General features: G+C 70.8%; 10 protein-coding genes. 4 read left to right on the forward strand and 6 right to left on the reverse strand.

All coding sequences use genetic code 11. The features are described 5' to 3' along the window. The first annotated feature begins 1 nt into the window (after position 1). Both FA740_RS12845 and FA740_RS12850 read left to right on the forward strand, forming a co-directional pair. A complete protein-coding gene (locus FA740_RS12845; RefSeq protein ID WP_136857176.1) occupies positions 2-1,600 on the forward strand; it encodes an AMP-binding protein in 1,599 nt (532 codons plus the stop codon). Then, positions 1,597-2,418, forward strand: coding sequence for a tryptophan 2,3-dioxygenase (locus FA740_RS12850; RefSeq protein WP_136857177.1), 822 nt, complete (start codon positions 1,597-1,599; stop codon positions 2,416-2,418). The genes FA740_RS12845 and FA740_RS12850 overlap by 4 nt, the downstream gene beginning before the upstream one ends. A 97-nt stretch (positions 2,419-2,515) precedes the next feature. Here the strand turns inward: FA740_RS12850 and FA740_RS12855 are convergent, their stop codons facing one another. After that, positions 2,516-3,235, reverse strand: a complete 720-nt coding sequence (locus FA740_RS12855; protein WP_136857178.1) for a GNAT family N-acetyltransferase — start codon at positions 3,233-3,235, stop codon at positions 2,516-2,518. Continuing rightward, complete coding sequence (locus FA740_RS12860; RefSeq protein ID WP_136857179.1) at positions 3,232-3,972, reverse strand: competence/damage-inducible protein A; 741 nt, start codon at positions 3,970-3,972, stop codon at positions 3,232-3,234. Before FA740_RS12860 ends, FA740_RS12855 begins: the two co-directional genes overlap by 4 nt. Positions 3,973-4,074: 102 nt before the next feature. Between FA740_RS12860 and map the strand changes: the two genes are divergently transcribed. Further along, on the forward strand, positions 4,075-4,872 hold the full coding sequence (map, locus tag FA740_RS12865; protein ID WP_136857180.1) for a type I methionyl aminopeptidase: 798 nt from the start codon (positions 4,075-4,077) through the stop codon (positions 4,870-4,872). Between the two features lie 151 nt (positions 4,873-5,023). Here map and FA740_RS12870 read toward each other — a convergent pair whose 3' ends face one another. Beyond that, positions 5,024-5,632, reverse strand: coding sequence for a YqgE/AlgH family protein (locus FA740_RS12870; RefSeq protein ID WP_136857181.1), 609 nt, complete (start codon positions 5,630-5,632; stop codon positions 5,024-5,026). A gap of 102 nt (positions 5,633-5,734) precedes the next feature. On the opposite strand from FA740_RS12870, the gene FA740_RS12875 reads away from it, so the two are divergent. Beyond that, complete coding sequence (locus FA740_RS12875; protein WP_136857182.1) at positions 5,735-6,559, forward strand: protein-disulfide reductase DsbD domain-containing protein; 825 nt, start codon at positions 5,735-5,737, stop codon at positions 6,557-6,559. Here FA740_RS12875 and FA740_RS12880 read toward each other — a convergent pair. The 3 genes from FA740_RS12880 to FA740_RS12890 are packed head-to-tail and all read right to left on the reverse strand — an operon-like array spanning position 6,536 to position 12,062. Continuing rightward, positions 6,536-9,886, reverse strand: a complete 3,351-nt coding sequence (locus FA740_RS12880; RefSeq protein WP_136857183.1) for an efflux RND transporter permease subunit — start codon at positions 9,884-9,886, stop codon at positions 6,536-6,538. The two genes, FA740_RS12875 and FA740_RS12880, sit on opposite strands and share 24 nt — an antisense overlap. After that, the gene (locus FA740_RS12885) at positions 9,879-11,201 is read right to left on the reverse strand and encodes an efflux RND transporter periplasmic adaptor subunit (RefSeq protein ID WP_136857184.1); all 1,323 of its coding nucleotides are present in this window, start codon (positions 11,199-11,201) and stop codon (positions 9,879-9,881) included. Before FA740_RS12885 ends, FA740_RS12880 begins: the two co-directional genes overlap by 8 nt. Before the next feature lie 54 nt (positions 11,202-11,255). Then, a complete protein-coding gene (locus FA740_RS12890; protein ID WP_136857185.1) occupies positions 11,256-12,062 on the reverse strand; it encodes a uracil-DNA glycosylase in 807 nt (268 codons plus the stop codon). Between the last annotated feature and the right edge of the window lie 3 nt (positions 12,063-12,065).

Raw genomic sequence — 12,065 nt, forward strand, 5'->3', positions numbered from 1 at the left:
GATGCTGGGACCAAGCGGGCACGAGGACAGCTTTACGCGCGACAACCTGCCCCCAGAGGACGCTTGGCCGCGGATCGAGCTGGCCGGTTTCGACTATCCCGATTGGCTGAACGTGGGGGCGGAACTGACGGATCGCATGGTCGATCGCGGGTTCGGCGACCGGGTGGCGCTGGTCGGCAACGGGCGGGCGCGGACCTATAAGGAACTGTCGGACTGGACCAACCGGCTGGCCCATGCGCTGGTCGCGGATTACGGGCTGCGGCCCGGCAACCGGGTGCTGATCCGGTCGGCGAACAACCCCGCGATGGTCGCCTGCTGGCTGGCCGCGACCAAGGCCGGGGCGGTGGTGGTGAACACCATGCCCATGCTGCGCGCCAAGGAGCTGCGCCAGATCATCGACAAGGCGCAGGTCGACCTGGCGCTGTGCGACACCCGCCTGATGGACGAGATGCAGGCCGCGGGGCCGGTGCCCATCGTGGGCTTTGACGGGACGGCCAACCACGACGCCGACCTGGACCGCGCGGCGCTGACGAAACCGGTGCGCTTCGATGCGGTGCGGACCGGGCGGGACGACGTGGCGCTGTTGGGGATGACCTCCGGATCGACGGGGGAACCCAAGGCCACGATGCATTTCCATCGCGACCTGCTGATCATCGCCGACGGCTATGCGCGCGAGGTGCTGGGGGTGACGCCGGACGATGTCTTCGTCGGATCGCCGCCCTTGGCCTTCACGTTCGGGCTGGGCGGGCTGGCGGTGTTCCCGCTGCGCTTTGGGGCCAGCGCGGTGCTGCTGGAGAATGCGTCGCCCCCGAACCTGATCGAGATCATCGAACGCCACCGCGCCACCGTCTGCGTGACCGCGCCCACGGCCTATCGGGTGATGCTGCGCGCGATGGATCAGGGGGCGGACCTGTCCAGCCTGCGCGTGGCGATCAGCGCGGGGGAAACCCTGCCCGCGCCCATCTGGCAGGACTGGCACGACCGCACGGGCAAGCCGATGCTGGACGGGATCGGCGCGACCGAGATGCTGCACATCTTTCTGACCAACCGGCTGGACGACAGCCATCCGGGCTGCACCGGGCGGCCCGTGACCGGATACCGCGCGCGGATCGTCGATGACGCGGGCAAAGAGGTTCCGCGCGGAGAGCTGGGCCATCTGGCCGTCATCGGGCCCACGGGCTGCCGCTATCTGAACGATGCGCGGCAGGGGGATTACGTGCGGGATGGCTGGAACCTGACCGGCGACACCTTCTGGCAGGATGCCGAGGGGCGGTTCCATTTCGCGGCCCGCTGCGACGACATCATCGTGTCCTCGGGCTATAACATCGCCGGGCCGGATGTGGAGGCCGCGCTGCTGGCGCATCCGGACGTGCTGGAATGCGCGGTGATCGGCGCGCCCGACCCGGAACGCGGCCAGATCGTCGAGGCGCATGTGGTGCTGGCCCCCGGCGTGGTCCCCGACACCGCCACCGCAGAGCGGTTGCAGCGCTACGTCAAGGATGCGATCGCGCCCTTCAAATATCCCCGCCGGGTGGTGTTCTGCGACGCCCTGCCCAAGACCCAGACCGGCAAGATCCAGAGGTTCAGGCTGAAGCAATGACCATCGACCCCGCTGAAGAAGGCGCCCGCATGTCGTTCGACGGGCGCATGTCCTATGGCGATTATCTGGGGCTGGACCGGCTGCTGACGGCCCAAGCCCCCCTGTCGGACGCGCATGACGAGATGCTGTTCATCATCCAGCACCAGACGTCTGAATTGTGGATGAAGCTGGCGCTGCTGGAGATGGGGGCGGCACGCAAGCGGATCGCGTTGGGCGACCTGCGCCCCGCCTTCAAGATGCTGACCCGCGTGGCGCGGATCATGGAGCAGCTGAATTCGGCCTGGGACGTGCTGCGCACCATGACGCCGTCGGAATACTCGACCTTTCGCCCCGCTTTAGCCGAAAGCAGCGGGTTCCAGTCGCATCAGTACCGGATGATCGAATTCGTCGCGGGCAACCGCAACATGGCGATGATCGCGCCCCATGCGCATCGCCCCGACCTGGCGGATGCCCTGCGGGAGGAGGCGGCGCGGCCGTCGCTGTATGATGAGGTGCTGGGACGGCTGCGGGCGGCGGGGTTCGATGTGGCGGCGCGCACGGCGCTGGACGCGCCCCATGCGCCGGACGCGGCGGCGCGGGCGGCCTGGGCCGAGGTCTATCGCGATCCGGCGCGGTATTGGGAGCTGTATGAGCTGGCTGAGAAGCTGGTCGATTTCGAGGATTACTTTCGCCGCTGGCGGTTCAACCATGTGACGACGGTGGAGCGGATCATCGGCTTCAAGCGCGGATCGGGGGGCACGTCAGGGGTGAACTATCTGCGGCGGATGCTGGACGTGGTCTTGTTTCCCGACCTGTGGGAGCTGCGGACCGAGCTGTAAGGGGGGCGGACGGCCGCGCCTGACCGGCCCTGACGGGCCGGGGTCGCGGCCGTCGGTGGCGCCCGGACCTGCGGTCCGGGCGCGGTCGGTTCCTGGGTCAGGCGGCGGGGCCGTAACAGGCGTAGCTGCCGGCGATGGTGAAGCCGAGGTTGGCATAGGTGGACTGGGCGGTCGTGTTGGCGCAGCTGACGGCCAGGCCGATGCGCGTGGCGCCCAGGTCCTGCGCCCAGAGCGCAGCTTGGCGCATCATCCATCCGGCGAGGCCCTGACGGCGGAAGGCGGGCAGGACTTCGACCGCGTGGACCATCGCGGTCCGGTCGTGCAGCGCGACAAAGCCCGCGCCCGCGGCGCGGTCGCGAATGCGGCCCAGCAGGGCGGCCTTGGGCTGGGGCACGCGGTCCATCACGGCTTGGCGGGCGGGGGTGATGTTGCCGGCGGCCCAGATCTGGCGCTGGATCGCCAGGGGGGGCCAGATGGCAAAGGCGGTGACCGGGGGGATCGGCCGGTCGGTCAGCGCGGCGACGGGCGCGGCCATGACCAGCGTCGGGATATGGGCGGTCAGGCCGCGCGCAGTCAGGGCGGCGATCAGGTCGACCTCATCGTCCCAGGCACGGAACAGCGGCGGTTGGCCCCAGGCGGCATGCTGCGCGCAGGCGGCGTCGATATCCGCCTGCGTCCAGCGACCGACCGCGATGGCCGAGCTGACACGCCCGCCCGCCCCCGCACCCCGCCCGACCAGGAACCCGCCGCAGCGGAGGGTTTCGGCGGCGGACCAGGTCGCCTCGAAGGCGGCGGCCAGGGCGGGGTCCGGCCTCACAGCCCGATGCGGGCGCGCAGCGCGGCCATCGCCTGATCGACGCGGGTGGCATCCAGCCCCCGCACGACCAGGTTCGTGCCCCAGCCCGTGTCGTCGCGGAAGGGATATGACCCCAGCGACAGGTCGGCGTAATCGGCGGCGACGGCCTTCAGGTCCTCGGCCACCTCGCTTTCGCCGCGGCGGACCTCGACGGTCAGGGATTGCACCGGGCGGCCCACGGGCAGCTGCGGGATCAGCCAGGCGACCATGGCGCGGAACACCTCCGGCACCCCGGCCATCACATGGGTCGCGCCGATGGAAAAGCCGGGCGCGGCCGAGACGGCATTGTCGATCAGCGTGGCGCCGACCGGGATGCGGGCCATGCGCAGGCGGTTCTCGTTCAGCTCGACCCCCATGCGCGCGCAGCGGTCGGCCAGCAGGGCGCGGGCGCGGTCGTTGATCTCGACCGTGGTGCCATGGGCAACGGCCACGGCATCGGCGGTGATGTCGTCATGCGTGGGGCCGATGCCGCCCGATGTGAACAACAGATCGTAGGCACCCCCCAGGGTCCGGTCCAGCGCGCGGATCGCGTCGACGATGCGGTCGGGATGGTCAGCCACGACGCGGATCTCCTGGAGGTCGATGCCGGTGGCGGTCAGCACCTGGGCCAGGTGATGGGCGTTCCCTTCGCGGGTGCGGCCCGACAGGATCTCGTCGCCGATGACCAGGATGGCGGCTGTGGGGTTGTCGGACTGCATGAGGCTCTCCCTTGGGTGTGGCGCTTCATCTATGCCTGCGGGCGGGGCTGGAACAAGTGGGCGCGCGTCTCTATCTAGGGCGGCAGACAGAAAGGATCAGCGATGGATGAAGGCCGTATCACGAGGGAAGGCATCCGCCTGCACATGCCCGGGGATTTCGCAGGCATGCGGGCGGCGGGCGCCCTGGCCGCGCGGATCCTGGACGAGGTGGGGCCGATGGTCGCACCGGGCGTCACCACCGGCGCGCTGGACGATTTCATCCGCAACCGGGTGACCGAGCTGGGCGCGACATCGGCGACGATCGGCTATCGCGGATACCAGCATGCCAGCTGCATCAGCGTGAACCATGTGGTGTGCCACGGCATCCCGGGCGACAAGAACCTCAAGGACGGCGACATCCTGAACATCGACGTGACGGTGATCCTGGACGGATGGTTCGGCGATACCAGCCGGATGTATGTGGCGGGCAAGCCGTCACTCAAGGCGCAGCGGCTGCTGCAGGTGACCCATGACGCGCTGATGAAGGGAATCGAGGCCGTGCGCCCCGGCGCGACCTTCGGCGATATCGGCGCGGCGATCCAGACCTATGCCGAGGAACGCCGCATGTCCGTCGTGCGCGATTTCTGCGGCCACGGGATCGGGCGGGTGTTCCATTCGCCGCCCAACGTGCTGCATTTCGGGCGCGCGGGCAAAGGGCCGGTGCTGGAGGAGGGGATGTTCTTCACGATCGAGCCGATGATCAACCTCGGCCGCCCGGAAACCAAGGTGCTGGCCGATGACTGGACGGCGGTGACGCGGGACAAGTCGCTGTCGGCGCAGTTCGAACATTCGATCGGCGTCACGGCGGATGGCTGCGAGATCTTCACCCCGTCGGACAGGTTCTTCCCCGACCTGTCCTGACCAGTTGCGTCCCGCGGTGGCCGGGGGCGCTCCGCCCCCCGGACCCCCCGGCCGTCGCGCCAGCACGACAGGCACGCAACACCGGCAAGGCGTCCTCCGCCCCAGGGGGCCCGGGGGGTGGAACCCCCCGGTCATCGCGGGACGCAATTGGTCAGGCGCGCCCGGCGGCCGCCGACAGCAGCGACGGATCGATCCCCTGCGCCCGCAGCGCCCTCTGCCACTTGTCCGCATGCGACAGATCAAAGATCAGATCGTCCGCTCCCTCTCCGGTCAGCCAGCCATTGGCCAACATCTCGGTTTCCAGCTGTCCCGGCCCCCAGCCCGCATAGCCCAGGGCCAGCACTGCAGGCTCGGGGCCCTGTCCCTGGGCCAGATCCATCAGGATGTCGCGCGTCGTGGTCATGGCCAGGGCCTGGCCGATCCGCAGCCGCCCCTCGGGGTCCTGCCCGTGTTCGGCGACCTTGTGCAGCACGAAACCGCGCCCCGGCTCGACCGGGCCGCCAAAGCGGATCTCGATCGGGCGGGCATCCTCGTCCGCCTCGATGCCCAGCTGCTCCAGCAGGTCGGAAAAGCCGATCTCGGGCAGGGGACGGTTCAGCACCAGCCCCATCGCCCCCTCGTCCGAATGCGCGCAGACCAGCACCACCGACCGCTCGAATCGCGGATCGCTCATGCCGGGCATCGCGATCAGGATCTTGCCGGTCAGGTTCTGGACCGGTTGAGCGTGATCATAGGCAGGGTCGCGGGGGGTACTGGTCATCATGTCTCCTTTTCATGACAGATCGGTGCCGCGCCCGGATGTTGCAACCCCTGCGCGCGATTGTGACTTTCCGGACAGGCCGGGCGGCGGCTAGGACAGGGCATGACCCATGCCCCCCGCCTGCCCCTTGCCCCAACGCTGATCTGGGCACTGATGCTGCCCATAGCCAGCCTGGCCCAGACCGTGCCCGCCCCGCTGGACGACCTGCCGCCGGGCCTGCAGGCGGCGCGGCTGCTGCCCGGCTGGACCGATCCGACCGGCGCGCGCATCCTGGCGCTGGAGCTGGTGCTGGAACCGGGGTGGAAGACCTATTGGCGCAGCCCCGGCGATACCGGCCTGCCGCCGCATCTGGACTGGACCGGGTCGGGCAATCTGGACCATGTGACGCTGCACTGGCCCGCCCCGCAGGCCATCCGCTCGGGCGAGGTGCTGGAGATGGGGTATCACGACCACCTGGTCCTGCCGCTGACGGCGCATCCGGTCGACCCCGGCCAGCGGGTCGATATCCGCGCCCGGATTGATCTGGGCCTGTGCAAGGACATCTGCGTGCCCGCAGGCCTGGACCTGACGGCGCCGCCCGCCGGTGACGCCCCTGATCCGCGCATCACGGACGCCCTGGCCCTGGCGCCCGAACCGCGCGACGACAGCCCGGCCTGCCATGTCACGCCACTGGCGGACGGCATGCGCGTCGCCATGGACCTGCCCCCGCAGGGCGCGACCCTGGCCGCGATCGAGCTGACCGACAGCCCGGACGTCTGGGTTTCGGGCGCCGATATCACCGACGGGCCCACGGGCCCGCAGGCGGTGGTCGAGATGGTCGGCCCGACCGGCGCGCCCTTTGATCTGGACCGGCAGGCGCTGCGCCTGACGGTCATTCCGGCCGATGACGGCCCCGCGACCGAATCAACGGGCTGCGCGCCGGGCTGAGCCCGCCCCCGCCGCCACCAGAATCACCGCCAGCACCGCCAGATAGCTCAGCAGCGCCCCGCCCCCCGTCGCCGCCAGCGGCCACCAGTCGGGCACCGCCAGCCCCATCGCGGGCAGCACCGTCGCGGGCCCCAGCACCACGACCAGCGCAACGGCCGCCGCGGCCGCCGCGCCACGCATCACCCCGCGCAGCGGACCGTCGCGCAGGCTGCGGCGGAACCCCTGCCGCGCGCGGGCCAGATCGGCCCCCACGGCCAGCACCGCAGGCACCACCAGCAGCACCAGCACCATCCCGAACCCCAGCCCAAAGGCCAGCGTCACCACCGTGGGCTTGAGGAACAGCGCCTGAGACGAGCGTTCGTACAGCAGCGGCGCCAGCCCCAGAACCGTGGTGGCGGTGGTCAGCAGCACCGGCCGGAACCGGTCGGCCACCGCGTCCAGGATCGCGGGGCGCAGGCCGCGGTCGCGCGCATAGGCGTCCACGGTCGAGATCAGCACGATGGAATCGTTGATGATGATCCCCGACATGCCGATCAGCCCCACGACGGAAAAGAGGCTCATCGGCAGCGACCAGGCCGCATGGCCCCAGACCGCGCCGATCAGCCCGAAGGGAATGACCGACATCACTACCAGCGGCCGCGTCCAGCTGGCAAAGATCCAGGCCAGCACCATATAGATCCCGGTCAGCGCCAGCGCAAAGCCGATCAGCGCCTCGGACAGGAACTCGCGCTCCTGCTGGGCCAGGCCGGTGACGTCATAGGTGACGCCGAATTCGGCGGCGATGTCGGGCAGCAGGCGGGTCTGCAGATCGGCGGTGATCGCCGCCGCCCGCGCCGGGTCGTCGCCCGAGATGTCGCCGGTGACGGTGATCATCCGCTCTCCGTTCTCGCGGCGCACGACCGAGAACCCGGCCTCGGTCCCCACGGTGACGATATCGGCCAGGGGCACCCAGGCCCCCGACGCGGTGCGCATCTGCATGCGGTCCAGAAAATCGGCGCGGCGGTCATCTTCGGCCAGCTCGACGGTGATGGCGCCGGTGCGCGTGCCTTCGGGCCAGGTGGCGGCCTCGATGCCGCCAAGGCGCTGGCGCAATTCGCGCGCCAGGGCGTCGGTGGTGAACCCCAAGGCCTCGCCCTGGGGCGTCAGGCGCAGCGCCAGCTCATCCTTGTCGTAATCCAGCGTGTCCTCCAGCGCGGACACCTCTGGCGCCTCGGCCAGCCGCGCCTTCAGCGCCTCGGCGGCGGCCTTCAGCGTCGCGGAATCCGCCCCCGTCATCAGCACCGAGATCGCATCGCCCCCCGGCCCCGACCGGCCGCCGCGAAAGCTGATCGTCTCCAGCTGCGGGTCGGTGGGCATCGCCTCCTGCAGGGCGGCGACCAGCTCGAAACTGGAATAGGGGCGGAAATCGGGGTCGATCAGCTCCATCTGGACGGCGCCCAGCAGGTCGGCATCCTTGGTCTCGGCCCCCGGCAGGGGACGGCCGGCATTGCCGCCGATCTGGGTCATCACATGGGTCAGCGGGCTGATGCCGTATTCGGCCTCATACTCGGCCGCGACCCGGTCCACGGCCTCCTGCACCAGGCCCATGACGCGCAGGGTATCATCGCGGGACGCACCCTCCAGCATGGCGAAATTGCCCGACACGCTGCCCTGTTCGGGCGAATCGAAGAACCGCCACGGCACCGACCCGCTGATCAGCGCCGAGGCCGACCAGGCAAAGCCCACCATGACCAGCGCCAGCACCGGATAGCGCGCGACCAGCACCAGCCGCGCCACGGGCCGCACCACCCCCGCCACAAAGCGGTCCAGCCAGCGGTTCACCCAGATCGAGGGCCGGTCATACCAGCGGTCTTTGGCCTGATGCGCCAGCGCGTGCGCCATGTGGTTGGGCAGGACCAGGAAACATTCGACCAGGGATGCCACCAGCACCAGGATCACCGTCAGCGGAATGTCCGACACCAGCGATCCGAACTGTCCGCCGATCAGCACCAGCCCGGCGAAGGCGATGATCGTGGTCAGGGTCGATGCGATGACCGGCGCGGCCATCGCCCCGGCCGCGCGTTCGGCGGCCAGCTTGGGCGCCTCGCCCAGCTTGCGGGCGCGGTAATCGGCATGCTCGCCCACCACGATGGCGTCGTCCACGATGATGCCCAGCGTCAGGATCAGCGCAAACAGCGAGATCATGTTGATCGTCATGCCCACCGCATACATCAGCGCCACCGCCGCCAGCAGCGCCGCGGGAATCCCCGCCGCGACCCAGATCGCCGTGCGCGCGTTCAGGAACAGGAACAGCAGCCCCACCACCAGCGCCAACCCCAGCAGCGCATTGTCCAACAGCAGCGCCAGCCGGGCCGAGATCTGTTCCGCCCGCGCCCGCACCAGCTCGGCCGTGACGCCCTGCGGCAGGGTCGGGGCCAGCGCATCGACCGCCGCCTGCACATCCTGCTGCATGCCGATCGCATCGCCCGAGGCGCTGCGCTGGACCGAGATCGTGACCGCCGGATTGCCGTCGACGAAATAGGCCACGCCCCGGTCGATGCCCGTGTCGCGGACCTGCGCCACGTCGCCGATGGTCAGCTGGGTGCCGTCGGGCAGCGCGGTCAGGACCAGATCCGCGACCTGCGCGGGGGTGCGCGTCTCGGCCCCCGTGCGCACGCGGGACAGGCCCGATGCCACATCGCCGGCAGGCGTGGGCGCCGCGGCGGCGGCGATGGTCGCGGCGATCTGGTCCAGCGTGATGTCATGGCGCACCAGATCGGCCATGCGCAGCTCGACCAGGGTTTCGGGGGCCGACAGGCCGGTGACGCTCAGCCGGGTGACGCCGCGCGCATAGAGGCGGTTCGTCAGGTCATCCGCGATACGGCCCAGCTGGTCCAGGCCGACCGGCCCCGAGATCACCACATCGGTCACCGAATCGCGCCAGGCGCGGCGGGTGACCTCGGGGGTCTCGGCGCCGTCGGGCAGGTTGCCCGCCCCGGCGATGGCGGCGTCGACCTCGCCTGTGGCGCGGGACATGTCCCAGCCCGGCTCGAATTCCAGAGTGATGCGGGCGGACCCCTGGCTGGACTGGCTGGTGGTCAGGGACACCCCCTCGACCGCCATCAGCGCGGGCTCCAGCACCGCCACGACCGACCGGTCGACATCGTCGGCCCCGGCGCCGTCCCATCGCACGCCGACCTGAATCTGCTGGACGACCGTGTCTGGAAAGAACTGCGCCCTGAGGCGCGGCGCGGCATAGAGGCCCGCCACCACCATCACCGCCAGCAGCAGGTTGGCCAGCGTGGCGTGGCGGACGAACAGGCCGATCAGGCCGGGGCGCCTATCCACGGGTCGGCCCCCGTCCCTGCACGCGCTGGTCCGGGCCGCCCTGGGGCGCGGGGTCGCCCGCGTCGCGCACGCGGATGCCGGTGCCCAGCTGCGGCGCGCGTTCGGCCACGATCCGCGCACCCGCCAGATCGGCAGGCACTGCGATCACCACCGCGTCGCCCTGACGGCGCAGCACCGTCACCGCCACCGTGCGCAGCCGCCCGTCGTCACCCGCAACCAGCACCGCCCCGTCCGATCCGACCGCCGCGGCGGGGATGGTCGCGGCGCCCTCCAGCGGCGGTTCGGAAATGCCGGCGGTCACGAAATCGCCGGGACGCAGCGCCTGCGCCCCTTGGGTCAGCCGCGCAAAGACCACACGCCCCGCCGACCCTTCCGCGACCGAGGCCGCGGCCCGGTCCAGCACCGCCACCGCGTCACCCTGCCCGTCCGGCGTCACCGCCACCGCCTGCGGCAGCAGCCGGCCGTCGGGGCCAATCAGCCGCCCGAACTGCGCCAGAGACAGCGGGATCTGCACCTCCAGCGCGTCGGGGTCGATGATCGTGGCCAGCTGTTCGTTCACGCTGACCAACGCGCCCTCGACTGCGGTGACGGCGGTCACGCGCCCGTCGAAACCGGCGCGCAGTTCCGTGTCCGTCAGGGCGCGGCGGGCCTCGGTCACGGCGATCTCGGCGCGGCGCAGGGCGTTTTCGGCGGCGGTCACGGCGCTTTGCGCATCGGCCAGGGCGGCGCGGCTGGCGATCGCGGCCTGCGCCGCGCTGGAGGCCGCCAGCTCGGCCGTCTCACGCTCCAGGCTGGTGCCCAGGCCGCGTTCCGCCAGCTGGGCCTGCCGGGTCACGGCGGCCTCGCGCAGTTCGGCCTGACGTTCGGATGCCGCGACGTCCTGGCCCGCGATATCCACGCGGCGGCGCGCATCCTCCAGCACGCCCTGCGCGTCGGCGCGTTCCGCCAGGCTGCGGTCCAGCGCCGCCTGCGCCGCAGCGGGGTCGATGCGCGCCAGCAGCTGGCCCGCGACGACGGTGCCGCCCTCCTGCAGGGCGGGGTCCATCTGCACGATGCGCCCCCCCGCGCCTGCGCGCAGCTGCAATTCGCGCCGCGCGCGGACCTGGCCGAACACCTGCATCTGCGGCTGGACACGGCCCGGTTCGACCGTCACCAGCCGCGCGGCATAGACCTGTTCGCCCCCGCCGCGCACAGGACCGCCCGCGCCGTCGCCGGGGCTCATCGCGCGCCACAGCGTCGCCCCGGCCAGCATCAGCAGGGCCAGCGTCAGAAAGGTCAGGAACAGCCCCAGCAGGCTGCGGGTCAGGAAACGCATGCGGATGGTCCATCTATGGGATGGCCGGGATAGCGCATGATGGGCAAACGAAACCTAAACGGCCAGCGATTCCAGCCGCGCCTGCAGCGACAACAGGTCGCCCCAGGCATCGCGTTTCGCGACCGGGTTGCGCAGCAGATAGGCGGGGTGCGTCATGGGCAGGGCGGGGCGCCCGAACGCCTGCACCCACTGGCCGCGCAGGCGCAGGATGCCGCGTTTCTCGATCGCGGCCTGACAGGCGATATTGCCCATCAGCACGATCAGATCCGGCGAGACCAGGTCGATATGGCGCTGCAGGAACGGCAAGCTCACGGCAATTTCATCGGGCTCGGGGTCGCGATTGCCGGGCGGGCGCCAGGTCAGCACGTTGGTAACATAGAAGGCGCGCTCGGCATCGACCCCGTCGCGGGCCAGCCCGATGGCCCCGAACATGCGGTCCAGCATCTGCCCCGCGCGACCGACAAAGGGGCGGCCCTGCCGGTCCTCCTCGTCGCCCGGCGCCTCGCCCAGGATCAGGACGCGGGCCTTGGGATTGCCGTCGGCAAAGCAGAAATTGCGCGCGCCCTTCTTCAGCTCGATCCCGTCGAACCCCTCCTGGGCTGCGGCCAGCGCCTCCAGCGTCGCGGCGCCCTGGGCCAGCATGCGGGCCTGGGCCAGTCGCGCCGACAGGTCGTCATCGGGAACCGGCGGCGCGGTGACGGGCACGGGTGCGGCGGGTGCCACGCGCGCGGGCAGATCGAACCGGTCCACCGGCGCGTCCAGCATGGGCACGTCGCAGCCCATCTCCAGCTGCCAATCCAGCAGCGCCAGCGCCGTGTCCGCGTCCAGCGCGAATCCCTGATATGTCGCCTGATCGGTCATCGC

The organism is Paracoccus hibiscisoli (assembly GCF_005048265.1).
GTDB classification, from domain to species: Bacteria; Pseudomonadota; Alphaproteobacteria; order Rhodobacterales; family Rhodobacteraceae; genus Paracoccus; species Paracoccus hibiscisoli.

Coding starts and splice junctions, on each gene's coding strand:
- FA740_RS12845 (WP_136857176.1), top strand. CDS start 2: ATGCTGGGACCAAGCGGGCACGAGGACAGCTTTACGCGCGACAACCTG.
- FA740_RS12850 (WP_136857177.1), top strand. CDS start 1,597: ATGACCATCGACCCCGCTGAAGAAGGCGCCCGCATGTCGTTCGACGGG.
- FA740_RS12860 (WP_136857179.1), bottom strand. CDS start 3,972: ATGCAGTCCGACAACCCCACAGCCGCCATCCTGGTCATCGGCGACGAG.
- map (WP_136857180.1), top strand. CDS start 4,075: ATGGATGAAGGCCGTATCACGAGGGAAGGCATCCGCCTGCACATGCCC.
- FA740_RS12870 (WP_136857181.1), bottom strand. CDS start 5,632: ATGACCAGTACCCCCCGCGACCCTGCCTATGATCACGCTCAACCGGTC.
- FA740_RS12875 (WP_136857182.1), top strand. CDS start 5,735: ATGACCCATGCCCCCCGCCTGCCCCTTGCCCCAACGCTGATCTGGGCA.
- FA740_RS12885 (WP_136857184.1), bottom strand. CDS start 11,201: ATGCGTTTCCTGACCCGCAGCCTGCTGGGGCTGTTCCTGACCTTTCTG.
- FA740_RS12890 (WP_136857185.1), bottom strand. CDS start 12,062: ATGACCGATCAGGCGACATATCAGGGATTCGCGCTGGACGCGGACACG.